Here is a 23,256-nt window from a genome sequence, read left to right on the forward strand (position 1 = left end):
GGGCGCGGGGGCGCATGGCGATCACCGCTCGCCCACCGATGGCGGGGCGCCTGTTTCGCGTCGGCCGTTGGCCGTTGCCCTTTTTCCGGGCGTGTCCCCGCCTTTCCATTCGTGCGCGCCTGACAGACCACACCGGCGCGCCGCACGCAGGAGTTAGCGATGGCAAACCTCGAGTACTACTTCGAAGACTTCGCAGTCGGTGACACTTTCGATCTGGGCGAGTACACGTTCACGGCCGACGAGATCGTGCACTTTGCCCGGCAATTCGATCCGCAACCGTTTCACATCGACGACGCCGCCGGGCGCGCGTCGCATTTCGGCGGGCTGGTGGCCAGTGGCTGGCACACGTGCAGCATCATGATGCGGATGAACGTCGACAAGCTGCTCTCGCGCTCGTCGAGCATGGGATCGCCGGGCGTCGAGCAGATCGAATGGCTCAAACCGGTGCGTCCGGGAGACACGATCACGGTGACGAGCAGCACGCTGGAAGTGCGCGCGTCGAAAAGCCGTCCCGACCGGGGTATCGTGCGCCAGCTCTGGACGGCCACCAACCAGCACGGCGAAGAAGTCTGCCGGTTCCGCGGAACCGGGCTCTATCTGAAGCGAACCGCCTGACGCACGAGCGCCCGGCGCATCGGCGCTCGCGTCGGCTCGTCGCGACGCGTCTCAATGCGACAAGTCGCTCACCGACGCCGCCGGGGCGTCGCGTTTGACCTGCGTGATGCCGTCTTCCATCTGCTCGGCGCTCGAGAACATCTGGCTTTGGCCAATAATTTCGCCGTTGCGCGCCTTGAGCACGAAATACGGGCGGCCGGACGTCGACGTCTTGCGCTCGAAACGATGATCCTCGACCGAGTTCTTGCGAACGGACTCGATGCCATTCTGCGCAGAGGCACGCGCCTTGTAAGTCTCGGAGGAGAGGATGATGTGCCCGCTGTCGGCCAGCAGGTGAAAGTGGAATTCACCGTTGGGGCTGCGCTTGAGTTCGAACTTGCCTGACATATGTGGATCTCCCGGATCTTCCAAAAGCCAGCGGCGAGGGACTGCGAACTGCAAGGGGACGACGGCTGCCGGCCGCGTCAAAGACATCTGGAAAAACGTCTGCAGGAACGTGTTCAACGCGTTCGACAGGTTCGATGCGCCTGCGCACCGTAGCGTAATGCACCTAGATTAGCACTGCCGGCGTCGCGACGAAACCGCCGTCTGTTGCGAAGTGTAAACCACTTCGCCCCGCCCCCCGCCGAACCCTGGCCATCGGCGCACGGCGTGGCGGGGACACGAGGTTGCGGGTTGCGTCGGGCGCTGGCGGGCCGCTCGGTGGACCGGCGTGGGCTTAATGGCGCGAGTATTGCGTCGCGCCGAACAGCATTTCGCGGGCCTTGGCGTCCTGGAATGGCTTGCGCGCCTCGGCCAGCACCTTGATGCCGCGCTGCACGGCCGGACGTGCTTCGATGGTCTCGAACCAGCGCTGCACATTGGGGAAGTCAGATAGCTCGACCCCTTGATTCTTCCACGAGCGCAGCCACGGCCAGATCGCGATGTCCGCAATGGTGTACATGTCGCCGCAGACATATGGATGCTGGCCAAGCTGTTTGTCGAGCACGCCATACAGTCGCCGTGCCTCGTTGGTGTACCGCTTGATCGCGTAATCGATCTTCTCGGGCGCGTAGATCCGGAAATGGTGCGCCTGACCGAGCATCGGCCCGACGCCGCCCATCTGGAACATCAGCCACTCGAGCGTCTCGTACTTGCCGCGCACGTCTTCTGGCAGAAAGCGCCCGGTCTTGCCCGCCAGATACAGCAGAATCGCCCCCGACTCGAACAGCGACATCGGTTTGCCGTCCGGGCCATCCTCGTCGACGATGGCGGGGATCTTGTTGTTCGGCGAGATGGCGAGAAAGGCGTCCTTGAACTGATCGCCCGCCCCGATGTCGACGGGATGTGCATGGTAGGGCAGCCCGCACTCTTCGAGCATGATGTGGACCTTGTGGCCGTTGGGCGTGGCCCAGGAATAGACCTGAATCAATTGTGGCTCCTTGTTGGGGCGTCGGTTGACGACGGGGCGCTCGGCGCGCCCGGGTAACGTGCCAGTTCCAGCTTGGCGATGGCATTGCGATGGACTTCGTCGGGGCCGTCGGCGAAACGCAACGTGCGCGCGCTCGCATACGCGTAGGCCAGCGGAAAGTCGCCGGACAGCCCTGCCGCGCCATGTGCCTGCATCGCCCAATCGAGCACCTGGCACGCCATGTTCGGCGCCACGACCTTGATCATGGCGATTTCGGCCCGCGCCGCCTTGTTGCCGACCGTATCCATCATATAGGCGGCCTTGAGCGTGAGCAGACGCGCCTGCTCGATCAGGCACCGGGCTTCGGCGATGCGCTCGCGCGTGACGCCCTGCGCCGCAATCGGCTTGCCGAACGCCACCCGCGAGAGCGTGCGCTGGCACATCAGCGATAGCGCGCGCTCGGCCAGCCCGATGAGCCGCATGCAGTGGTGAATGCGCCCAGGGCCGAGGCGCCCCTGCGCGATCTCGAAGCCGCGTCCCTCGCCGAGCAGGAGGCTGCTCGCCGGCACGCGAACCTCGTCGAGCACGATTTCCATATGGCCGTGCGGGGCATCGTCGTAGCCGAAGACAGTGAGCGGGCGCACGCGCGTCACGCCCCTGGCGTCGGCCGGCACGAGAATCATCGATTGTTGGGCGTGTTTCGGCGCGTCCGGATCGGTCTTGCCCATCACAATGTAGAGGGCGCAGCGTGGGTCACCCGCGCCCGTCGACCACCACTTGCGGCCATTGATGACGTAGTCGTCGCCGTCGCGTCGAATGCGGCATTGCACGTTGGTGGCATCGGACGAGGCCACGTCCGGCTCGGTCATCAGAAAGGCGGAGCGGATCTCGCCGCGCAGCAGCGGCTCGAGCCACTGGGCCTTCTGTGCGTCGGTCGCGTAACGCTCCAGCGTTTCCATGTTGCCGGTATCGGGGGCATTGCAATTGAAGACCTCCGGGGCCCACGGCACTTGTCCCATGATCTCGCATAGCGGTGCGTACTCGACGTTGGTCAGGCCCGCGCCGCGGCCCGAGTCGGGCAGGAACAGGTTCCACAGTCCCGCCTGCTGCGCGAGCGGCTTGAGGCGCTCGATGACCGTTGACGGCTGCCAGGCGTCGCCCTGGCGCCGCGCCACCTCGATCGCTTCGAGATAGCGGTGTTCGTTCGGGAAGATGTGCTCGTCGAAAAAGGCGCTGAGGCGCGCGCGCAATGCCTCGACTTTCGGGCTGTAGCTGAAATCCATGGGGTCTCCGTTGCGTGACTGCCTGTTTTCGTGGCCACGATCGATATTGTGGTCACTATGGCGCCGGTTCCGTACTGCGCTGCGCGTACGCCCAGGCGAGTTCGGCCATCGGCCGCGCGCGCTTGCCCGCATCGAGCGCCTGCTGACTGACGGCGGTGCCGTCGGCGACGCGCTTCATGATGCCTTGCAGAATCGCAGCAATACGGAACATGTTGTAAGCCAGATAGAAATGCCACTGCGCGGGCCGGGCGATCCCGGTGCGCTGGCTGTAGCGGGCGACGTAGGCGTTCTCGTCCGGTAGGCCGAGGGCGGTCCAGTCGAGGCCGGCAATTCCGCGAAAGACGCCGGGGCTGACGTGCCACGCCATGCAGTGATAACTGAAGTCGGCGAGCGGGTCGCCAAGCGTCGACAGTTCCCAGTCGAGCACGGCAAGTACGCGCGGCTCGCTTGGATGGAAGATCAGGTTGTCGAGGCGGAAGTCGCCGTGCACGATGCTCGTGCGCTCGGGCTCGCCGGTCGGCAGATGCGTGGGCAGCCACTCGATGAGCTGGTCCATCGCGTCGATGGTCTGCGTCTGTGAGGCGCGATATTGCTGGCTCCAGCGGGCAATCTGGCGCGCGATGTAGTCGCCCGGCTTGCCGTAGGACGCCAAGCCGATGGCGCGGTAGTCGACCCGGTGCAAGGCCGAGATGACGCGGTTCATCTCGTCGTAGATGGCCGCGCGCTCGGCGAGCGTCATGCCGGGCAGTGAGGGATCCCACAACACGCGTCCCGGGACGAAGTCCATGACGTAGAACGCCAGCCCGATCACGCTTTCGTCCACGCACAGGCCGCGCATGCGGGCCACGGGGACGTCGGTGCCGGCGAGGGCATCCATCACGCGATACTCGCGCTCGATGGCATGGGCAGACGGGAGCAGTTTGGCCGCCGGCGCGGGCTTGGTGCGCAGCACGTAGGCGGCGCCGGGCGTCGTCAGGCGATAGGTGGGATTGGATTGGCCGCCATTGAACTGGGTGATCGTCAGCGGCCCGGCGAAGCCGTCGACCTGCGCGGCGAGCCAGCCTTCGAGCGCGACGGTATCGAAAGGCACGCGAGCGTCCAGCGCGCGTTCGCCAGCGAATGTGGAATAGTCCTGCGCAAGCTCCTCGGTCATGCTGTCTCCTGCATTTCCGGTGCTACGTTAACGGTGACGAGTTCGAGCGCGTCGACGGCGCTGTGTGTTACCTGTGCTTACCTGTCATGGCTTGTGCTGCGACTGCGGGTCATGCGACTTGGAAAAGACCAAGCGCCGGGCGACGCCCGTGCACTCGATGGACTTATCCGCGCGCTCGCGTTCGCACGAACGACGCAAAGATCTTTTCCATGACGGTCAGCCGGTTGTCGCGATGCAGTTGTTGCGGCGGCGCGAAGTTCATCAGGCGCACGACCCAGTCGTCGGGCTTGTCGCCCACGTCGAGCGCGTTGATGCAGGCGGGTGTCTGGGCGAGTTGGCCCAGGAAGAGGCGCCCCAGCGGATGCATGGCATGCGAGAGTATCGCGCGATTCACGCCGCCATGCAGCACAAGCAGCACCGTGTCCCACGATCGATCAGCGCGCAGCTCTGCCAGCGGCGGCACCACGCGGTCGAGCAACTCGCGCACCGACTCGCCGTTCATGAAGCGGGTGTGCTCCGGCACGAGGCCATCGAACGCGCCGAGAAACGCCTGTGCGATCTCGTGCGGTGGCAGGTCGGAAATATTGCCGGCACGAATTTCCTGCCAGCAGGTCCACGTCTCGATGTCGATCGATTGCCCGGTCTCGGCCAGCACGCGCTCGGCCGTCTCGCGGGTGCGCGGCAGGCCGCTCACGATCACACGGTCGAAGCGGATGTTCTCGGCGGCAAAGGCGCGTCCGGCGGCGCTGGCTTGCGAGCGTCCCAGCGCGTTGAGCGCAACGGTGTCGGGGTCGATGGGCTTGCCGCTGTCGTCGAAGTAGGTGACGTCGCCATGACGCATCAGATAGATGCGCCGGCGCTGCGGTGGCGTGAATGTCAAGGGGCCGGCGGCGGGGCCGGGTTGGCCGAGTGAGTCGCGCATGCGGTAACTCTCCTGAGAGGGGCGCCGGCAGTCGGTCGGGGCGCTGCGGCAATGCATTGACCGACGGCACGCGTGCGAAGTTCGGTCGCGCGCCGTCGGTCAAGCCATCAGGCGTATTTTGCCGGACGTTTCTCGAGGAAGGCACTGATCCCTTCCAGGCCGTCCGCATGGTGAAGCGATGCGACGAAACTGTCGCGCTCGGCGCCCAACTGCGCGGTGAGCGTCTGGCTGGCGCCGCTCTCGATAAGCGACTTGATCCGGCCGACGGCGTTCGGCGAGAGCTGCGCGAGATCGGTCGCCCAGTTCAGCGCCTCGGCACGGGCTTGTCCCGGTGCGACCACCCGGTTCACGAGACCCGCTGCCGCCAGACGCCCTGCGGCCACCGGCCTGCCTTCGAGCAGGATCTCCGTGGCGAGCGGGCGGGGCAGGGCTTGCGAGAGGAACCACGAGCCGCCGCCATCGGGCGTGAGGCCGACCTTGACATAGGCCATCACGAACTTGGCATTGTCGGCCGCGACGAGAAGGTCGCACGCGAGCGCGAGCGAGAAGCCGGCGCCGGCGGCAGCGCCCTCGACGGCCGCAATGATCGGCTTCGGACACGCCCGCAGCGCTTCGATCCACTCGGCCAGCGCGTCGATGCTCGCGGCCTGCACCGCCGGATCCTTCTGGCGATTCTCGAGCAACCGGTTCAGGTTGCCGCCCGCGCAAAAGAAGTTGTCGGCGCCGGTGAGCACCACGGCCCGCACGGACGGATCGCGCTCGGCCGTGGCCAGCGCTTCGACCCCGGCGGCATACATGCCGGGGTGCAGCGCATTGCGCGCCCCGGGGTTCGAGAGCGTCAGCACCAGGGTGTGGTCGACGCGTTCGGCAAGCAGTTCGGCGCTCATGAGGCGAGTCTCCGGATCACTGGTCTTCGGTCAGCAGCGACACGCCCAGTTGCGCGCGGCGCGTGAGCCACGGCGACGGACGATAGCGTTGATCGCCATAAAACGATTGCAGATTGCGCAGGACGGTGAGCAGTTGGCGCGCGCCGACGGCGTCGCCAAGGGCGAGCGGGCCTTTGGCGTAGCCCAGACCCAGCGTCACGGCACGATCGATGTCGCCTGGGGCTGCGATGCGTTGCTGCGCGATGTCCGCGCCGATGTTCACGATGGTGGCGATCACGCGCTGGGCGACAAAGCCCGCCGAGTCGCGAATCACCGTCACCGGTGTACCGCCGTGCGCAAACAGGGCATGTGCGGCGTCGCGTGCCTCGGGCGTCGTGACCGGCGTGGTCATCAGCGTGTGACGCTTCGCGCCCGCGAGCGGCAGCAACGTGTCGACAGCGACCGTGCGCGCCGCGTCGAGCCCCTGTTCGACGGCACAGGTCGTGGCATCGAGGCCGAGCGGCGTGACAACGATCAGCGCTGTCGCCGACGGCTTGTCGCCGCTTTCGAGGGTGACGCCCGTCGCGCCGAGCCATTCAACCACGGCCGCGAAGCCGCGCGTGTCGGCCCGGCTCACCCAGACGCTGGCGGGCAGGGTGTCGGGTGCCGGGGCTTCAGGCGGCACCTGTTGTTTGCCGTCGACGTAGCGATAGAAGCCTTCGCCAACCTTGCGGCCCAGCAGGCCGCCCGCGAAGCGCACGGCCGTGATCGGGGACGGACGGAAGCGGGCTTCTTCGTAGAACTGGTGGTAGATCGACTCCATCACCGGATGCGAGACGTCGAGCGCGGTGAGGTCGAGCAGCTCGAACGTGCCGAGACGAAAGCCCGCCTGCTCGCGCAGGATGCGGTCGATGTCGGCAAAGCTCGCCACGCCTTCGCTCGCCACGCGCAGGCCTTCGGTGTTCATGCCGCGCCCGGCGTGGTTGACAATGAAGCCCGGCATGTCCTTGCAACGCACGGCCGTGTGCCCCATGCGCTGACCCAGCGCGAGCAGGGCGTCGCCGACCTCGGGGGCGGTGCGCAGGCCGTCGATGACCTCTACCACCTTCATGAGCGGCACCGGGTTGAAGAAGTGGTAGCCTGCCACGCGCTCCGGACGCTCGCACGCGGCCGCGATTGCCGTGATCGACAGCGACGACGTGTTCGACGCGAGAATCGCGTCCGCCGCCACGATGCCTTCGAGCGAGCGGAACAGATCGCGCTTGATCTCGAGCTTCTCGATGATGGCTTCGACGACGAGCTGGCAATCGGCCAGATCCTCGAGCGCACTGCATGCCTGCAGACGGCCCATCGTCGCCTCGACACTCGACGCGTCGATCTTGCCCTTCGCGGCGAGCTTGTCCAGCGTATCGCGCAGGGTGCCCAGCGCGGCTTGCACGGCGCTGGCGTTGGTGTCGTAAAGCTTCACACGCAGGCCGGCCTGCGCGGCGATCTGGGCGATGCCGCGGCCCATGGCGCCGGCGCCGACAATGCCCAGCACGTCGATAGCCTTGCCGGGGGAGGTCGCGCAGGCCTGGGAGGAGGATGCAGTCATACGGAGTGTCTCGAAATGGGTATCGGGGGGCTCGGGTGTCGTCGATCGGGGTGGCGCGGTTCGCGCGCACGGCGCGGGCATGGAAGTGACGTGTCATTCTACCGTCCGACCGGTCGGTCGGGAAATGAATTTCCTGACGTCTCTCCAGCTAATGCAAACCGGTGCCAAAATCGCGTTGGCGCTATTGTCGCCGATCTTGCCGCGCCTGCCAGCGCTTGTTCCGCTGGGCGGTCGAACGCCGGGGGTGGGCCATCGGTTCGATCGCGGGGCTGCCGCGGCGTACGGAAGCATATTTCGGGACGACTTGCGGCGCGCGCGTCTCCCGAGCGATGGTGCGATGCCGTTACACTGCGGGTGGCTGCCCATCGCACCGGTCGTACCCATTGCCCACGCCGCATTGCGTCGTGAGCCCGTGGATCGAGGCTGGCGCGACTACCGTCGCGCGACGGGCCGCCAACGAGACGCCACCGCCCATTGGCGGCAGCGCCCAGGGACGCATCATGAAACTGCGCACGCCCCGCAGCCTTGAAGGCAAAGCAGGCGCTGGCCGTGACGCATCGGAGACATCATGTTGAAGTTGTACGGTTTTCCCATCAGCAACTACTACAACAAGGTCAAGGTCGTGCTCTATGAGAAGGGCTTGTCCTTTGAAGAATCGGAGTCGATCCCCAGCCAGGACGAGTCGATCTTGCAGTGCTCGCCGCTCGGCAAGGTGCCATATCTGGAGACCGAGCAAGGGTTCTTGTCCGAGTCGCAGGTGATTTGCGATTTCCTCGAAGCGACGCATCCGTCGCCGGCGCTCTTCTCGAAGGATCCGTGGAAGCAGGCGAAGGAGCGCGAATTGCTCACGATGTTGGAGTTGCACCTGGAGCTGGTTGCGCGCGACATCTACGGGCAGGCGTTCTTCGGCGCGACGGTGTCGGACGGCACGCGTCAGCGCACCGAGAAGCTGCTGCGCCGGAACATCGTGGCGTTCAAGCGGCTGGCGAAGTTTGCGCCTTATGTCGCCGGCGACACGTTCTCGATGGCCGACGTCGCCGCCGGCATCCATCTGCCGATCCTGGGCATGGCCACGCACGCCGTGTATGGCGAGGATTTCCTGCAGGCTGCCGGCATCGACTGGAAGGGTTATGGGAAGGGACTCGCCGAACGTGAGTCATTCCAGCGTGTGCGCGCCGAGCAGAAGGCGTACCAGCAGGCGCAGCAGGCGAAGAAAGCCGGGTAAGTCAGCGAGGTAAGCGAGGAGAGGCGCGGTTGGGCGGGGCAAGGCTGGCTATGACAGACAAGCCAGATCAGCTGGGGCGATAAGCGGGACGTCGCAACCGGCTTGGCGAGTCCGCCTCGCACCGCGCACTGAAGCCAATGCGAAAGGGCCGCAATTTGAAAAGATTGCGGCCCCATTTTGCGGCTTGCTGAAACGCTCGGCGTCAGATCTTGGCGAGTCGTGCCAGCGCTTCACGCAGCGTGTCGTCCTGTTTGGCGAAGCAGAAGCGCACCACGCCCGATTCGTGCGGCTCGTGGTAGAACGCCGAGACGGGAATGGCCGCCACGCCGATTTCGCCGGTCAGCCACAGTGCGAAGTCGGCTTCGCTCATATCGCTGATTGCGCTGTAATCCACGCATTGGAAGTATGTGCCTTCGCACGGCAGCAATTTGAAGCGCGTGCCCGCAAGCCCCTCGCGGAACAGGTCGCGCTTCTTCTGATAGAAGCCCGCGAGTTCGAGGTAGGGCGCGGGGTCGCGCATATAGTCGTCCAGACCGACCTGCATCGGTGTGTTGACCGTGAACACGTTGAACTGATGCACCTTGCGGAATTCGGCCGACAGGGACGCCGGCGCCGCCACGAAACCGACCTTCCAGCCCGTGACGTGATACGTCTTGCCGAAGCTCGACACGATGAAGCTGCGGCGCGCGAGTTCCGGGTGGCGTGCCACGCTCTCATGCCGCTTGCCGTCGTACACCATGTGTTCGTAGACCTCGTCCGAGATCAACAGGATGTCGGTGCCCGCCACGATCTCGGCGAGCTTCGCGAGATCCTGCGCGTGCCACACCGTGCCGCTCGGATTGTGCGGCGTGTTGAACAGGATGAGGCGCGTGCGCGGCGTGATTGCCGCCGCGAGCTTGTCGAACGGAATGCGGAACTCGGGCGCGTCGAGCGTGATGAACACCGGCTTGCCGCCGGCCAGCTCGATCGAGGGGACATAACTGTCGTACGTCGGCTCGAACACGATCACCTCGTCGCCCGGATGCACGCACGCGAGAATGGCCGTGAGCAGGGCCTGCGTGGCCCCGGCCGTCACTGTGATTTCCGTGTTCCAGTCGTAATGCTGCCCGTAAAGCTTGCCGATCTTGTCGGCGATGGCCTGGCGCAGCGCGGGGACGCCGGCCATCGGCGGGTACTGGTTGTGGCCGTCGCGCATGGCACGTGAGACGGCGTCGACGATTTTCGGATCGCACGCGAAATCGGGGAAGCCCTGCCCGAGGTTCACCGCCTGTTTCTCGGCGGCGAGCGCCGACATCACGGTGAAAATGGTGGTGCCGACGTTCGGCAGACGTGATGCCAGCGGCGGGGCGACCAACGCCTGGGCGGTGGGCGCGACAGATGCGGTGTGAGGCGCGTTCATGGAGGCAATGGACGAGGCAGTGATCAGGCCGACATTCTAACGCCGCAGCGTCCGGCATGCGGGCGATGCCGCAAGGTCGCACCGCGTTTTCGGAGAAGGCGCAGCCGTCCCTCGGTCGATTCCGATCCGGCTCGCAACTGATTTCGATCCGACCCCGACCTCGCTTCCAATCTGAATTCAACGCGGCTCAGATCGGATGTTCGGATATTGGGACATTGGGACATTGGGGCACTCCGGCATTACCCGCGCGTGTCGAACAGCGACGCGAAGGCGCTCGCCGTCACGATACGGAAGCCGAACTGGCGCGCTACCCGGCTGCGAAGCTTGAGCACGGCTTTATCCTTGCTGACGAGCCAGTGCGCATGGCCGTCGCGTGCGGCTTCGAGGAATTTCTGATCGTCGCGGTCGCGGCACAACGGCAACGGGGCGCCCGGCGCGGCGTCGTCGGGCACGACGATGCGGTGCGTGTGGGCATCGACCCAGGCGAGCGCGGCGTCGTTGTCGATCGCGCGCGACAAAAATTGCGGGTAAGTGAGCACCACGGCGAGTTCGTCACGGCAGCGCGTCGCCATCAGGGCGATGAGGCGGCGCTCGACGAGCGCATCGCGCAGCGGGCGCACGATGGGGTCGTCAAAGACGAGCAGGTCGATCCAGACATTGGTGTCGAGCACCACGCGCGGCGGCGTGGCAAGCGTATCGAGATGCTCGGCGAAGGCTCGCTCGGCGGGCGTGGCAACGGCGTTTTGAAGCATTGGATAGAATGTCGGTTTCTCGTTTTCGCAGGAACGCTGCACCCGATATGATAATTGTTCTCTCGCCGGCCAAATCGCTCGACTATGAAACGCCGCCGCACGTGAGCACGCACACCGTGCCGCAGTTCGTCGACGACGCGGCCGAACTGATCGACGGCCTGCGCGAACTGAGCCCGGCGCAGGTGGGCTCGCTCATGAGCATTTCCGACCAACTGGCGGCCCTCAACGTCACCCGCTACGCCGAGTGGAACACTCGCTTCGATACGAGCAACGCCAAGCAGGCCGTGCTCGCCTTCAACGGCGACGTCTATGAAGGCCTCGCCGCTCGCACCCTCAGCGCCACGCAGCTCGACTTCGCCCAGAAGCATCTGCGAATTCTGTCCGGCCTGTACGGTGTGCTGCGCCCGCTCGATCTGCTGCAGCCGTATCGTCTGGAGATGGGCACGCGCTTTGCCAACAAACGCGGGCGCGATTTGTACGCGTTCTGGGGCGAGCGTGTGACGCAGACGATCAATGCGTCGCTCGCGGAACATGTCGAGACGCGTCGCGTGCTCGTGAACCTGGCGTCCGAAGAGTATTTCAAGGTCATCAAGCGCCGGCTGGTGGCCGCGCCGGTGATTACGCCGGTGTTCGAAGACTGGAAGAGCGGCAAATACAAGATCATCAGCTTTTACGCCAAGCGCGCGCGCGGTCTGATGGCGCGTTACGCGATCGAGCGCGGCGTGACCGACGTGCAGCAGCTCAAGGCCTTCGACAGCGAAGGCTATGCGTTCGACGACAGTGTCTCGAACGATGCGCTCTGGGTCTTCCGCCGTCGCGTGGCCTGACGTTCGTCAACTTCCGACCCCGGGCGCGTGCCCGGGGTTTTTGATTTCCGCCAGCGAGACAAGTCATGAGCGTCCAGATCAGCAGCAAGTTCGACAGCGGTGCCATCGAGGTGGTGAGTGCCGAGCGTGCCGACGACATTCACGTGCGCATTGCGCAGGACGGTGCCGCCGAGTTTGCCCAGTGGTTCCATTTCCGCTTGCAGGGCGTGGGCGGTGCGCCGTGCCGGATCGTGTTCGATAACGCGGCGCAGACATCGTATCCGCGAGGCTGGGAGAACTACCGCGCGGTGGCCTCGTACGATCGCGTGACCTGGTTCCGTGTGCCGACCTCGTACGATGCGAAGGTCATGACGGTGTCGTTCACGCCGGCGCACGACAGCGTGTTCCTGGCGTATTTCGAGCCGTATGCGGAGGAGCGTCATCTGGCGTTGCTCGGCACGGCGCAGAATTCGCCGCGGGTGAGTTCGCGCTCACTGGGGCAGACCGTCGACGGGCGGGATATGACGCTGCTCACCGTGGGCGAGCCGCGCGCGGGCAAGCGCAATCTGTGGGTGATCGCGCGTCAGCATCCCGGTGAGACGATGGCGGAGTGGTTCGTGGAAGGGCTGTTGCGCCGCCTGCTCGGGGCGGGGGATTGGGCGGGCGATCCGCTGGCGACGGCCGTGCTCGACGAAGCGGTGCTGCACATCGTGCCGAACATGAATCCCGACGGTTCGGCGCGAGGCAATCTGCGCACCAACGCGGTGGGGGCGAACCTCAATCGCGAGTGGCTGGCGCCGGATCTGGCGCGCAGCCCCGAGGTGTATCACGTGCGTTCGGCCATGGAGGCGCTCGGCTGCGACATGTTCTTCGACATTCACGGCGACGAGGCGCTGCCCTACGTCTTTCTCGCGGGCAACGACGGCGTGGAAGGCGCGACCGACGCGATGCTCGCGCGAGAGAAGGCGTTCGGTGAGCGCCTGAAAGCGGCGAGCCTCGATTTCCAGGACAAGTTCGGCTATCCGCCGGGCAAGCATGGGCCGGACTCGTTCAAGCTTGCGTCGAAGTGGGTCGCCCGTCGCTTCGGTTGTCTGTCGCTCACGCTCGAGATGCCGTTCAAGGACAACGCGAACCGCCCCGACCCGCACGTCGGGTGGAGCGGCGCACGAAGCGCCGCGCTGGGCGCGTCGATGCTCGCCGCCATCTGGGCGCAGATGCAGGCCGATAACGTCTGACCGGGCCGCGGGCAGTCAGCGAGGTTGGCACGCCTCGGCGATACCAGACTCACCGGGACATAGACACGAGCGTACCCAAGCGCGACGCGCCATGCGTCGCGCTTGGGTACGCTTTGTCATGCTAGGTTGCCATCGCAGACCGTCACCCGACGATCAATGCGATTTCTTTTTCGTCACAGTCTTCTTGCTGCTGCTCGCCTTCGCCGACGACGTTCTCGCCGAGGACTTGCCGCGCGACGACTTGGCCGTCGTGCCATGCCTGCCCGACTTCGCCGACGCGTGCGTCACCTTGCCATGCGAGCTGTGTTTGGCTCGCCTGACCGGTTGCTCGACCTGCGACAGCGGCGACGTATAGGTGAAGCCCATCATGCGGCCGTCGGCGTAGCCGCAGCGAATATGGATGTTGTCCGTCTGACCCGTGGTGCGTTTGCCGACGCCGTCGATTTCGACCATCTGCGTGACGTCCACGCGTTGCTTGTGGTCGTCGAACGGACCGGACCACGGCAAGACCTTCGCGTGCTCCGAGTCGAGGGCGTTGTCGGCATACTCGACGCTCGCATAGCCGGGTAGCGTGGCGACGACGAAACTGGCGTGCGCGGCGCAATCGGCCACCAGCGGATCGGCGTGACGGGTGTTGACGAATTGCTCGACCAGCGCGCGATGCTGTTCAAGCGTGAAGGCCTGCGCAGGGGCCGTGAAGGCGGACAGGCAGAGGGGGGCCACGACGGCCGTGACGACCGCGACAGGGGCGGCGTTCGCGGCAGCGGCCACTTGGCGCACGGCTCGCATCACGGCGCCGGCGGCGCGTTGAAAAAATCGATTCGACATTGCTTGACGTATTCTCGGGGGCGCTAAGGCATTGCAGAGCAATGCGGGCATGCGATGACCCATCGTGGGTGTCTTGCGCACGCGCCGCTCGCGAAGAGGCTTGACCGCATTTTGATAGACAACGGCAAAGCGGCTCCCATCTTAACCGAAAAAAAGTCGCCGACGCCCGCCGGGTAAGCCCTCAGACGTAACAGCGCCGGCCATGAACGTTACAGCGCGCTACAATGCGGGCCTGACCGGCGCGCTGTGGCGTGGATGCCCTGGCGCAGACAACGGGCGCGCCCGCGTTCCTGCGAGGGCAGGCGGCGAATTCTGTCATCGGCGCCCGCGCCGCGATCGCTCGAACAACGGCGAATTTCGGGGTTTTTTCGCGACGCGCGTTCGGGAATGTCCGTCGCTCATCACGCGCCTTTTTTATTTCCGCATGTTCGCAAATTCACGCACGGTGGCCAGTGCGCAAACCGGCCCACACGACAAACTGGCCGCGCTCGTCGATCGTCATCGCGACGCGGTCTTTCGCAAGCCGCTCGCCGCCTACAGCGCGGGCGCCTTCGACGCCGCCATCGCTGCGTGGCGCAACGCCGGTGCGGCACCGCTGATCATCGACGCGGGATGCGGTGTCGGCGAGAGCACGTTGCGGCTGGCCACGCAGTTTCCCGATCACTTCGTTATCGGCATCGATCAATCGGAGAGCCGCATCGTGCGCGGTAAAGATTGGTGGGGCGGCGAGTGGCCGGAGAACTTCGTATGGGTGCGGGCGGATCTGGTCGATTTCTGGCGGCAGTTGTTCGAGGCCGGAATCCGCCCGGCACGCCATTATCTTCTGTATCCGAACCCGTGGCCCAAGATCGGCCAACTCGCACGACGCTGGCATGCCCACGCGGTGTTTCCCACGGTGGTGGCGCTCGGTGGCGTACTGGAGTGCCGCAGCAACTGGGACATCTATATCGAGGAAATGGCGTTGGCGCTCGAATGGCTCGGCGGTGTACAGCCGGTCGTGGAGGCCTGGGCGCCCGAGGGGGACGTCGCGCCCATGACGCCGTTCGAGCGAAAGTACCTCGCCTCGGGGCATGGGCTGCATCGATGTGTCGTGACGTTGCCGTCGTCGTTGGACGTATCCTTGGACTCGCTGGCGCGTGAGTGAGTGGCCATGCGAGTGGCCAAACGGGCGACTAAGCGGGCGACAAAGCGATGGACTAAGCGGGGCAGGCCGCCCGCCTCGCACAAAAAAATGGCCGTGCGCGGATGACGCATGGCCATTGTCTTGCTGCCGTTGCGCGTCGCGTCATTCATTGACACGACGCGGTGCCGATCAGTGGAAGTGCGGACGGCTTGGTTCGGCATCTTCCGGCATTTCCGCATGGACGACTTCGCCCACCGGGTCCGGATACAGCGGCACGCCGCAATCGTCGCAATACTCCGGATCGAAGCGCCCCGGATGCTTGCGAATCTCGGTCACGCCACAGGCCTTGAGCAGATCGGTGACTTCGTCGAGCGCGCCGCCTTCGACCTCGCCGTTCTCACGCCCATACAACGGCCATACCACCCCATAGATGACATCGTTGCTGCCGCGCTGTGTGAAGCCGATGCGGTACTCGTCGATATTCTGCTCGCCGAAGCCGGCCACGACCGCGCGCAACTCGGGCGGCGTGAGCGTGAGGACGTCTTCGAGATAGCGCAGTGCCGTGCGGATCGTGTGCGGGCGGATGCGCTCGTCGGCTTCGCGGCAGCTCGCGTAATAGGCGTCGGGCAGCAGGCACTCGATTTCGCAGCCCGGCAGCAGTGCGTTGAGATTCGGGCCCCCCTGCGCCGACCATGCCTCCTGGCATTGGCCGCGCTCGGCGTGGCGCGCGCCTTCCTCTTGCCAGCGGAACATCGGCGCCCCCTTGGGCACGCTGACGGCGGCGAGCAGGAAGCGCGGGTCGGCGAGAATCGGCGCGGTTTCCGGCAGGTCGCTGCCGGGTTGCTTGACCTCGGCGTTGTCGACCGCCGCGCGCACCAGTTGCTGCGTCACCTTCCACGATTCGCAGTGCGTGCGCGGCAGTTGGTCGATGCTGTAGAGATAGGGCGAAATGGTCACGCGCGCGGGTTCGGCCAGCACGTGGGCGTGCAGGTGGGCGCGAACCGGCATGAGGGCATCGGCCTTCACCGGGCCCGAGGGGATCGCGTAACGGGTCCACGCGAGGATCGGGATGGCGACGAGCAGGCCGTCCCACACCTGGCCTTCGGCTTCCGGTTCGGCGGATTCGCTTTGCGACTCGATCAGGTCGGCGAGCGCGCCATAGGCCTCGCTGTGGTTGGCCTGGAGGTGGTCGAGTGCAGCATCGATGGCCGGTTGGTTGCCGGTGCGCAGCACGCGCGTGAGCAGCGTGTCGAGCTGGGCTTCCCAGAAGCGGTCTTCGATACGGCTGCCCGAGGCAGCGAGCGCGAGCGCGTGGCCGACCAGCTTTTCAGCGTCGGGAGTCAGTCGTTTGGCGGTGCGTGAGCGCATAGTCGTGCAAAGCAGAAATACATGGACTCACGATTGTACGGCATGCGTGAACGCGATTGATGGGACGCGCGCAGCTATCGCGTCGCCCCGTCCTGAAAATGACAACATGTCGCGCCGCCGGCACGCCCGGCCGTCAGAAGTCGAACGCGAGATTGGCGGGGGCCGAGAGTCGCGTTCGACGCGTGGCCGCCACGGCGGCGCCCATGATCGGGGCCAGTGCGGCCCCTTCGAGCGAGAGCAGGGCAAGTTTGCGCTCGACCCCGCTGGCATAGCCGGTGAGGGTGCCGTCTGCGCCGATCACGCGGTGGCAGGGCACGATGATCGCGATCGGATTGCGTCCGTTGGCGGCGCCGACCGCGCGCGATTTGTTGAGATCGCCCAAGGCATGCGCGAGGTCGCCGTAGCTGCGCGTCTCGCCGAACGGAATGCGTTGCAGTTCGGCCCAGACGCGTTGCTGAAACGGCGTGCCGTCGGCCGCCAGTGCCAGGTCGAAGGTGCGTCGCCCTTCGTGAAAATACTCGTCGAGTTGCCGCTTAGCGTCATGGAGGACGGCGAGGTCGGCGCCATCGCGGCGGGTGTCGCCCTCGTGCGGAAAATACTTCTGATGCGAGAAATACACGCCGGTGAGCGCGTCGCCGTTCGCGACGAGCAGCATGTCGCCGAGCGGGCTGTCGTAAAGCGTTTCGTAGCGGGTCATGCACACACCTCCTGCAAAGTCTCGACCGGCTGGCCTGCCGGTCCCTGCGCCGCCGCCCGCCAGACGTGCAGCGCGGCGTACGCGCGCCATGGCGCCCATTGTGCGGCTCGCGCGGCGACGGCACGCCCATCGGCCACGCCAAGCGCCTGACGTAGCACCAGATCGTCGACCGGCATGGCATCGGGTGAGCCAAGCGCGCGCATGGCGATGTACTGCGCCGTCCAGGGGCCGATGCCTTTGATCGCGAGCAGACCAGCGATCGTGGCGTCCAGCGGTGCCAGGGGATCCAGCCGCAAGCGACCGTCGACGATCGCCTGCGCCACCCCGTGAATGGCGGCGATGCGACTTCGAATGATACCGGCTTCGCCGAGGGCGTCGGGGGGCACGGCGAGGAGTTGCGCGGCGCTCGGGAACGTGTGCGACAGACCGTGCGCGGGGGCGGGCAGGGGCGTGCCGAAGCGTTGTGCGAGCCGGCCGAGCAGGCGGCGGGCGCCCTTGACCGTGATCTGCTGGCCGACGATGGCGCGCACGGCGATCTCGAAACCATCGACCGCGCCCGGGACGCGCAGGCCCGGTGTTGCCGCGGCGAGGGGGCCGAGGTGTGCGTCGATCACGTCTGGACGCGCGCCGAGATCGAACAGATGCCGCAGCTTGCCCAGCACCTGCGGCACGCTGCCGGCCAGCGTGGGCGGCAGCGTCACCTGAAGCGCATGGCGATCCGATAGCGGTGTGACGCGGCACCAGCCCGCGACCGTCTGCCCGTCCTGGCGTTCGAGGCTCAGCGTGCGGGTGTAGACGTTGCCATCGCGCCGCTCGACGCCGTCGATGGCCCGGTCGCCGAGGAAGTCGAGCAGGGCGTGCCAGGCGAAGGGCGGACGGTAGGCGAGCTGGAACACGAGCTGGCTGTCGGGCAGGGCGTCGTGGCGGGCGTTCAGGCGGAGCCGGCCGGGGGCGAAGCCGTAGCGGGTCTTGAAGAGCCCGTTGAAACGTCGAACGCTGCCGAAGCCAGCGGCGAGGGCGACCTCGGTCACGGGCATGGCCGTATCGGTGAGCAGGCGCTTGGCGAGCAGCAGACGTTGCGTCTGCGCGTATTCGACGGGGGAGACACCGAATTCGTCGGCAAATATGCGCCGCAGATGGCGTTCGGTGATGCCGATTCGGTCCGCGAGGGCGGGGAGGCCGGCGTGATTGAGGAAGCCTTCGTCGATCATGGCGGCTGCGGCGTCGGCGAGCTCGCGGGTAGCGTCGAAACGGGCGAGGCCAGGCGCGAGTTCCGGGCGGCATTTCAGGCACGGACGAAAGCCGGCCTTCTCGGCGGCGGCGGCGCTGCCATAGAACGTGCAGTTCTCGAAGCGGGGCGTGCGCACGTTGCACACCGGGCGGCAGTAGATGCCGGTGGACGACACGCCGACGAAGAACCAGCCGTCGAAGCGCCGGTCGCGGGCGCTGACGGCCTTGTAGCAGACTTCAGGGTCGAGGGGCATGGACATGGGGGCCTGTGCGGTCCGGCGGCGAGAGGGCGGAGACGATCTGCCTCACTCTACGCGCGAGGCGTATGAGGCGCTAGTCATTTTCGGACATGACAGCAGAGGCGGCGGGGGCGAAGGAAGGGGCGTGTGTCGAAAGTCGCCCGGAAAGCTTGGTAAAGAGGCCGCGTCCCAAATTTTCTCGGATTCCGCCCATTTAAGCGTTCGCTGATATTCGGTAACGTCGTGGACTGTTTCACATAGTCCCCGAATCGTTCCGCTACGTCGGGTTAAAGAGGTACCTAATTCCGTTTCGGAATATCAAAACCGTCATGTCGACGTCACCATCAACGCCACAGGCGGCTGTCGAAGCCCCGGATCCCGAACCTCGCGCATCGCTGGACTCAGGCCTTGCATCGTTGATCCTGATTGCCCGATTTCACGCACTCTCCATCGACGCGGCACAGCTCACGCATCAGTTCTGCGTTGACGGAAAACCCCTGGCGCGGGACGGGATTCTTCTGGCGGCCAAATCCCTCGGGCTCAAGGCCAAAGTGGCCAAGCCCCGGCCGGAGCGGCTGGCACACACGCCGTTGCCGGCCATGGCTGCGACACAGGATGGCCGGTATGTCATCGTTGCGCGCTGTGACGGCGTCAACGTGCTGATCCAGGATCCGAACGAGAATCGCCCGCAAACGCTGACGCTTGCAGAATTCTCCGAACGTGCAACGGGCGAGCTGATTCTCTTCGCGTCGCGGGCTTCGCTCGCGGGCGAAATGGCGAAATTTGACTTTGCATGGTTCATTCCCGCCATCGTGAAGTACCGGCGGTTGCTGGCTGAAGTCGTGCTGGTGTCATTTGTGTTGCAGCTATTTGCGCTCGTGACCCCGCTTTTCTTCCAGGTCGTCATGGACAAGGTGCTTGTGCACCGCGGATTGAGCACGCTCGACGTGATCGCCACGGGCTTGCTCGCGGTTGTCGTTTTCGAGGTTGTGCTCACCGCACTTCGCAGTTTTGTTTTTTCACACACCACCAGCCGAATTGACGTCGAACTTGGCGCGCGTCTGTTTCGCCACCTGTTGAATCTTCCCCTTGCCTATTTTCAGGCGCGACGGGTTGGCGATTCGGTGGCGCGTGTGCGTGAGTTGGAGAACATCAGGGCGTTCTTGACGGGCAATGCGATCACGCTGGTCCTCGATCTGCTCTTTTCGGTGGCCTTTCTCGCTGTCATGTTCCATTACAGCACGACGCTGACGTGGATCGTCGTCGGCTCCTTGCCTTGCTACGTCGCGCTGACGCTGGCCTTTACGCCGATACTGCGCGCCCGATTGAACGAGAAGTTCAACCGTGGCGCGGAGAACCAGGCGTTTCTGGTGGAGACGATAAGCGGTATCCACACGGTAAAGGCGTTGGCGGTCGAACCGCAATGGATGCGGAAATGGGACCAGCAACTGGCCGCCTACGTCGCGTCGAGCTTCCGGACGGCGATGGTGGGTACGTTCGCGAATGGCGGCGTGTCGCTGGTGAGCAAGATCGTCACTGTTGCCACCATGTATGTCGGCGCCAAGTTGGTCATCGACGCCGATATGACGGTTGGGCAATTGATTGCCTTCAACATGTTGGCAGGACACGTCGCAACGCCGGTCATGCGGTTGGCGCAAATGTGGACGGAATTCCAGCAGACGGGGATATCGGTCCAGCGACTCGGGGACATTCTCAATACCCGAACCGAGATTTCGGGCGCCAAAAGTGTATTGCCTGCGATACGCGGTGCGATCCGTTTCGAACGCACCACGTTTCGTTATCGCCCGGACGCGCCGGAAGTGATCAAGGCCATCGACCTGGACATTCGGCCCGGAGAAGTCATCGGGGTGGTCGGACGCTCTGGCTCGGGCAAGAGCACGCTCACCAAACTGATTCAGCGTTTGCATGTGCCAGAGAGCGGGCGAGTGCTGGTCGACGGTGTCGATTTGGCGCTGATCGACGCGTCTTCGCTGCGTCGCCAAGTCGGCGTCGTACTTCAGGAGAACGTGTTGTTCAACGGCACGGTGCGCGAAAACATTGCGCTTGTCGACCCAGGCGCGTCGCTGTCCGTGGTGATGCGCGTGGCGGCGCTGGCCGGCGCCCATGCGTTCATTACCGAGCTTCCGGATGGCTACGACACGCTGGTTGGCGAGCATGGCGCGACACTTTCCGGCGGGCAACGACAACGCATCGCGATTGCTCGGGCGCTGATGTCCAACCCGCGCATTCTGATTTTTGACGAAGCGACCAGTGCGCTTGACTACGAATCGGAGCGCGTTATCCAGAACAACATGCGCGCCATTTGTCACGGGCGCACGGTGCTCATCGTGGCGCATCGACTCTCGGCGGTGCGTGGCGCCAATCGAATCGTGGTGATGGAACGGGGAACGATCGCGGAAGTGGGATCGCACGCGGAGCTTTTGCAGAAGCCGGACGGGATGTACACGAAGTTGTACGGCATGCAACGGGGCTGACGATGATCCACACAAATCGATGGCGGGCGTTTGGCGACCTGTTGCAGCGGTATGCGGATGTGTTTCGCGAAGCGTGGCGACAACGTCGTGAGAACGGCGCAGCGCGCTACTTGCCGCAGGAGGCCGACTTCTTGCCTGCGGCTCTGGCGTTGCGTGAAAAGCCGGCACCCGTATTGCCCAGGGTCACGATGAGGCTGCTGATGGGGTTGGCGGCGCTTGCCGTGCTGTGGGCGGTGTTCGGAAAAATCGACGTCGTCGCGACCGCGCAAGGCCGGCTCATTCCGAGCGATCGCACCAAGACGATTCAACCGATGGAAACGGCGATGGTTTCAGCGATACACGTGAGCGATGGCGACGCTGTCCGGGCAGGGGATGTGCTCATCGACCTGGATGCCACCGGCGCAAGCGCTGACCGGGGACGTGTCGCTAACGATCTGCTGGTCGCGCGTTTGCAGGTCGCCCGGGCAAGGGCGATGTTGAAGGCGCTGAACGATGGACGATTTGATGCGATGGTCGCGCCGGAGGGCGCGCCGGCACCTCAGGTGCTGGAGGCGCGGCGGCATCTGGCGGGACAGTACTCCGAGTACGAAGCGCGCGTTTCCCGAGTCGATGCGGAAATAGCGCGCCGTGTGGAAGAGGCGCGATCGACTCGCGCGCTGGTGGGCAAGCTCGAACAGACAGTACCGATCGCCAAGCAACGGGCGCGCGATTTCGAGGCGTTGGCTGATAAGAAATTCGCGTCTCGTCACAGCTATCTGGAGAGGGAACAGTTTCGCATCGAACAGGAGGCCGACCTCGCCGCGCAACGCGGCCGGCTGCGGGAGATCTCGGCGGCGAAGCGCGAAGCGGAGCGACAACGTAGCGCGCTGACGGCGGAGACGCGCCGTATCCATCTCGATGCGCTCAACGAGGGGATGCAGAAAGTGACCGGTTTGGAAAACGAACTGGTCAAGGCTGAAACGCGAGAACAGTTGATGCATTTGGTGGCGCCCGTGGATGGCACGGTTCAGCAGCTTGCGATGCACACGATCGGCGGCGTGGTGACGCCAGCGCAGGCCCTGATGGCCATCGTGCCGAAGGACAACCCGGTGGAAGTCGAAGCGTTTCTGGAAAACAAGGATATCGGGTTCGTCAACGTCGGCCAAGGTGTGGAAGTCAAGGTGGAGACGTTTCAGTACACCAAGTACGGGACGATCCCTGCGACGGTGGTCAGCATTTCTGAAGACGCGATTCGGGACGAGAAACGAGGCTTGATATATGCGACAAAGATCAGATTGTCGCGATCGACGATCGATGTCGATGGGAAGCGGGTGCGGCTGGCGCCTGGGATGGTGATCACGGCGGAAATTAAAACCGGTAAGCGCCGAGTGATTGAATATTTCTTGAGCCCGTTGATGCAATACAAGGCGGAGAGCTTCCGGGAAAGATGAGGGTATTGGGAGGGCGTATGCAGGATGTAAAGAAGAAAAAGTTGACGTTTTACGATTGGTGTCTTGCGGCATTTTTCTGGGGTGGGCCGATAAGCCTGTCCGCGGTCATATCCTTGCTGGTGCCGAATGACATACTGACGCGTGATTTGGCAAGACAATGGGTTGAATTTGTTTTGCAGGTTGCGCCGAAGATGCTGGATGTTCCTGTTGAATCTGAAATTCCACAGGTTGTGAAGTTCTATCACGCAACTATGCTTTCAAGCATTTTAATTTGGGCTCCTGCGTTAATTTTTGTTTCGTTAAATAAGTTAAAGGGAGACTGTTTTGATGGAAGGCTTATTGGGCGATATAAGCTTTGGATTATTTATGAGATATTTTTAGGATTGTTGACTTTTTTAATATCTTGGTGTTTTTTTGGATTTGGATATCGCTACGGAAAAATGGCATCGCTTTGGTATTCAAGGGAGAGTCTTTTTTTTTCAGGCTTCATACCATACATGATGTTGTTCGTGGCTTTTGGGGTTGGGTTTTCAAAGTTGGTGGAATTGTTTTTGTTTTCAAAAGGAGTTCCATGGTTTAGGCACGATTCGACGAAGTAATTTTGCG

Annotated in this window: 21 protein-coding genes; 8 read left to right on the forward strand and 13 right to left on the reverse strand. The window is 64.4% G+C overall.

Annotated features, from left to right (window positions below; genetic code table 11):
* Positions 1 to 159: 159 nt before the first annotated feature.
* Positions 160 to 615: a MaoC family dehydratase gene (locus PEP31012_RS12210; protein WP_150589590.1), complete on the forward strand. Its 456-nt coding sequence runs from the start codon at positions 160 to 162 to the stop codon at positions 613 to 615.
* 51 nt (positions 616 to 666) lie between these two features.
* Here PEP31012_RS12210 and PEP31012_RS12215 read toward each other — a convergent pair whose 3' ends face one another.
* The 7 genes from PEP31012_RS12215 to PEP31012_RS12245 all read right to left on the reverse strand — a co-directional run bounded on the left by PEP31012_RS12215 (position 667) and on the right by PEP31012_RS12245 (position 7,823).
* Entirely contained in the window at positions 667 to 1,002 is a 336-nt protein-coding gene (locus PEP31012_RS12215) for a YegP family protein (protein WP_150589591.1), read from the reverse strand.
* 331 nt (positions 1,003 to 1,333) lie between these two features.
* Complete coding sequence (locus PEP31012_RS12220; protein ID WP_150589592.1) at positions 1,334 to 2,026, reverse strand: glutathione binding-like protein; 693 nt, start codon at positions 2,024 to 2,026, stop codon at positions 1,334 to 1,336.
* On the reverse strand, positions 2,023 to 3,288 hold the full coding sequence (locus PEP31012_RS12225; RefSeq protein ID WP_150589593.1) for an acyl-CoA dehydrogenase family protein: 1,266 nt from the start codon (positions 3,286 to 3,288) through the stop codon (positions 2,023 to 2,025). The genes PEP31012_RS12220 and PEP31012_RS12225 overlap by 4 nt, the downstream gene beginning before the upstream one ends.
* 55 nt (positions 3,289 to 3,343) lie before the next feature.
* Complete coding sequence (locus PEP31012_RS12230) at positions 3,344 to 4,441, reverse strand: phosphotransferase (RefSeq protein WP_150589594.1); 1,098 nt, start codon at positions 4,439 to 4,441, stop codon at positions 3,344 to 3,346.
* 163 nt (positions 4,442 to 4,604) lie between these two features.
* Positions 4,605 to 5,321: a histidine phosphatase family protein gene (locus PEP31012_RS12235; RefSeq protein ID WP_174978224.1), complete on the reverse strand. Its 717-nt coding sequence runs from the start codon at positions 5,319 to 5,321 to the stop codon at positions 4,605 to 4,607.
* A gap of 149 nt (positions 5,322 to 5,470) precedes the next feature.
* The gene (locus tag PEP31012_RS12240) at positions 5,471 to 6,250 is read right to left on the reverse strand and encodes an oxepin-CoA hydrolase, alternative type (RefSeq protein WP_150589596.1); all 780 of its coding nucleotides are present in this window, start codon (positions 6,248 to 6,250) and stop codon (positions 5,471 to 5,473) included.
* A 16-nt stretch (positions 6,251 to 6,266) separates the two neighbouring features.
* A complete protein-coding gene (locus PEP31012_RS12245) occupies positions 6,267 to 7,823 on the reverse strand; it encodes a 3-hydroxyacyl-CoA dehydrogenase (protein WP_150589597.1) in 1,557 nt (518 codons plus the stop codon).
* 568 nt (positions 7,824 to 8,391) lie between these two features.
* Between PEP31012_RS12245 and PEP31012_RS12250 the strand changes: the two genes are divergently transcribed.
* Positions 8,392 to 9,048 carry a glutathione S-transferase family protein gene (locus tag PEP31012_RS12250; RefSeq protein ID WP_150589598.1) on the forward strand — a complete coding sequence of 219 codons (657 nt, stop codon included), beginning with the start codon at positions 8,392 to 8,394 and terminating at the stop codon, positions 9,046 to 9,048.
* 202 nt (positions 9,049 to 9,250) lie between these two features.
* Here PEP31012_RS12250 and PEP31012_RS12255 read toward each other — a convergent pair whose 3' ends face one another.
* Positions 9,251 to 10,447, reverse strand: a complete 1,197-nt coding sequence (locus tag PEP31012_RS12255; RefSeq protein ID WP_246171258.1) for a pyridoxal phosphate-dependent aminotransferase — start codon at positions 10,445 to 10,447, stop codon at positions 9,251 to 9,253.
* A gap of 239 nt (positions 10,448 to 10,686) precedes the next feature.
* Positions 10,687 to 11,199 carry a putative toxin-antitoxin system toxin component, PIN family gene (locus PEP31012_RS12260; RefSeq protein WP_150589599.1) on the reverse strand — a complete coding sequence of 171 codons (513 nt, stop codon included), beginning with the start codon at positions 11,197 to 11,199 and terminating at the stop codon, positions 10,687 to 10,689.
* Between the two features lie 47 nt (positions 11,200 to 11,246).
* Between PEP31012_RS12260 and yaaA the strand changes: the two genes are divergently transcribed.
* Together yaaA and PEP31012_RS12270 are read left to right on the forward strand one after the other, a co-directional pair.
* Positions 11,247 to 12,026: a peroxide stress protein YaaA gene (gene yaaA / locus PEP31012_RS12265; protein WP_150589600.1), complete on the forward strand. Its 780-nt coding sequence runs from the start codon at positions 11,247 to 11,249 to the stop codon at positions 12,024 to 12,026.
* A 65-nt stretch (positions 12,027 to 12,091) separates the two neighbouring features.
* Positions 12,092 to 13,240 (forward strand): M14 family metallopeptidase, encoded by a 1,149-nt coding sequence (locus PEP31012_RS12270; protein ID WP_150589601.1) that lies wholly within the window; start codon positions 12,092 to 12,094, stop codon positions 13,238 to 13,240.
* Positions 13,241 to 13,393: 153 nt separating this feature from the next.
* Here PEP31012_RS12270 and PEP31012_RS12275 read toward each other — a convergent pair whose 3' ends face one another.
* A complete protein-coding gene (locus tag PEP31012_RS12275; protein WP_150589602.1) occupies positions 13,394 to 14,068 on the reverse strand; it encodes a BspC domain-containing protein in 675 nt (224 codons plus the stop codon).
* 424 nt (positions 14,069 to 14,492) lie between these two features.
* Between PEP31012_RS12275 and trmB the strand changes: the two genes are divergently transcribed.
* Entirely contained in the window at positions 14,493 to 15,212 is a 720-nt protein-coding gene (gene trmB, locus PEP31012_RS12280; RefSeq protein WP_150589603.1) for a tRNA (guanine(46)-N(7))-methyltransferase TrmB, read from the forward strand.
* A 168-nt stretch (positions 15,213 to 15,380) separates the two neighbouring features.
* On the opposite strand, the gene PEP31012_RS12285 is transcribed toward trmB, so the two are convergent.
* The 3 genes from PEP31012_RS12285 to PEP31012_RS12295 form a co-directional block, all read right to left on the reverse strand.
* Positions 15,381 to 16,559, reverse strand: a complete 1,179-nt coding sequence (locus PEP31012_RS12285) for a DUF2863 family protein (RefSeq protein ID WP_150589604.1) — start codon at positions 16,557 to 16,559, stop codon at positions 15,381 to 15,383.
* A gap of 133 nt (positions 16,560 to 16,692) precedes the next feature.
* Positions 16,693 to 17,256 carry a methylated-DNA--[protein]-cysteine S-methyltransferase gene (locus PEP31012_RS12290; RefSeq protein WP_150589605.1) on the reverse strand — a complete coding sequence of 188 codons (564 nt, stop codon included), beginning with the start codon at positions 17,254 to 17,256 and terminating at the stop codon, positions 16,693 to 16,695.
* Positions 17,253 to 18,740: a DNA-3-methyladenine glycosylase 2 gene (locus tag PEP31012_RS12295; protein ID WP_150589606.1), complete on the reverse strand. Its 1,488-nt coding sequence runs from the start codon at positions 18,738 to 18,740 to the stop codon at positions 17,253 to 17,255. The genes PEP31012_RS12290 and PEP31012_RS12295 overlap by 4 nt, the downstream gene beginning before the upstream one ends.
* Positions 18,741 to 19,054: 314 nt before the next feature.
* Here PEP31012_RS12295 and PEP31012_RS12300 point away from each other — a divergent pair, with 314 nt between their 5' ends.
* Genes PEP31012_RS12300 through PEP31012_RS12310 form a run of 3 tightly spaced genes read left to right on the forward strand, consistent with a single transcriptional unit; the run spans position 19,055 to position 23,249 of the window.
* Entirely contained in the window at positions 19,055 to 21,220 is a 2,166-nt protein-coding gene (locus PEP31012_RS12300) for a type I secretion system permease/ATPase (RefSeq protein WP_150589607.1), read from the forward strand.
* A 2-nt stretch (positions 21,221 to 21,222) separates the two neighbouring features.
* Positions 21,223 to 22,650 carry an HlyD family type I secretion periplasmic adaptor subunit gene (locus tag PEP31012_RS12305; protein WP_150589608.1) on the forward strand — a complete coding sequence of 476 codons (1,428 nt, stop codon included), beginning with the start codon at positions 21,223 to 21,225 and terminating at the stop codon, positions 22,648 to 22,650.
* Positions 22,651 to 22,667: 17 nt separating this feature from the next.
* Positions 22,668 to 23,249 (forward strand): hypothetical protein, encoded by a 582-nt coding sequence (locus tag PEP31012_RS12310; RefSeq protein WP_150589609.1) that lies wholly within the window; start codon positions 22,668 to 22,670, stop codon positions 23,247 to 23,249.
* Positions 23,250 to 23,256 lie beyond the last annotated feature (7 nt).

Source organism: Pandoraea eparura (assembly GCF_902459725.1).
GTDB lineage: Bacteria > Pseudomonadota > Gammaproteobacteria > Burkholderiales > Burkholderiaceae > Pandoraea > Pandoraea eparura.

Bases quoted from the DNA above. Each gene is read 5' to 3' on its own strand.
- PEP31012_RS12210 (WP_150589590.1), top strand. From the start codon at position 160: ATGGCAAACCTCGAGTACTACTTCGAAGACTTCGCAGTCGGTGACACT.
- PEP31012_RS12215 (WP_150589591.1), bottom strand. From the start codon at position 1,002: ATGTCAGGCAAGTTCGAACTCAAGCGCAGCCCCAACGGTGAATTCCAC.
- PEP31012_RS12225 (WP_150589593.1), bottom strand. From the start codon at position 3,288: ATGGATTTCAGCTACAGCCCGAAAGTCGAGGCATTGCGCGCGCGCCTC.
- PEP31012_RS12230 (WP_150589594.1), bottom strand. From the start codon at position 4,441: ATGACCGAGGAGCTTGCGCAGGACTATTCCACATTCGCTGGCGAACGC.
- PEP31012_RS12240 (WP_150589596.1), bottom strand. From the start codon at position 6,250: ATGAGCGCCGAACTGCTTGCCGAACGCGTCGACCACACCCTGGTGCTG.
- PEP31012_RS12245 (WP_150589597.1), bottom strand. From the start codon at position 7,823: ATGACTGCATCCTCCTCCCAGGCCTGCGCGACCTCCCCCGGCAAGGCT.
- PEP31012_RS12250 (WP_150589598.1), top strand. From the start codon at position 8,392: ATGTTGAAGTTGTACGGTTTTCCCATCAGCAACTACTACAACAAGGTC.
- PEP31012_RS12255 (WP_246171258.1), bottom strand. From the start codon at position 10,447: ATGAACGCGCCTCACACCGCATCTGTCGCGCCCACCGCCCAGGCGTTG.
- PEP31012_RS12260 (WP_150589599.1), bottom strand. From the start codon at position 11,199: ATGCTTCAAAACGCCGTTGCCACGCCCGCCGAGCGAGCCTTCGCCGAG.
- yaaA (WP_150589600.1), top strand. From the start codon at position 11,247: ATGATAATTGTTCTCTCGCCGGCCAAATCGCTCGACTATGAAACGCCG.
- PEP31012_RS12270 (WP_150589601.1), top strand. From the start codon at position 12,092: ATGAGCGTCCAGATCAGCAGCAAGTTCGACAGCGGTGCCATCGAGGTG.
- PEP31012_RS12275 (WP_150589602.1), bottom strand. From the start codon at position 14,068: ATGTCGAATCGATTTTTTCAACGCGCCGCCGGCGCCGTGATGCGAGCC.
- trmB (WP_150589603.1), top strand. From the start codon at position 14,493: ATGTTCGCAAATTCACGCACGGTGGCCAGTGCGCAAACCGGCCCACAC.
- PEP31012_RS12285 (WP_150589604.1), bottom strand. From the start codon at position 16,559: ATGCGCTCACGCACCGCCAAACGACTGACTCCCGACGCTGAAAAGCTG.
- PEP31012_RS12290 (WP_150589605.1), bottom strand. From the start codon at position 17,256: ATGACCCGCTACGAAACGCTTTACGACAGCCCGCTCGGCGACATGCTG.
- PEP31012_RS12295 (WP_150589606.1), bottom strand. From the start codon at position 18,740: ATGCCCCTCGACCCTGAAGTCTGCTACAAGGCCGTCAGCGCCCGCGAC.
- PEP31012_RS12300 (WP_150589607.1), top strand. From the start codon at position 19,055: ATGTCGACGTCACCATCAACGCCACAGGCGGCTGTCGAAGCCCCGGAT.
- PEP31012_RS12305 (WP_150589608.1), top strand. From the start codon at position 21,223: ATGATCCACACAAATCGATGGCGGGCGTTTGGCGACCTGTTGCAGCGG.
- PEP31012_RS12310 (WP_150589609.1), top strand. From the start codon at position 22,668: ATGCAGGATGTAAAGAAGAAAAAGTTGACGTTTTACGATTGGTGTCTT.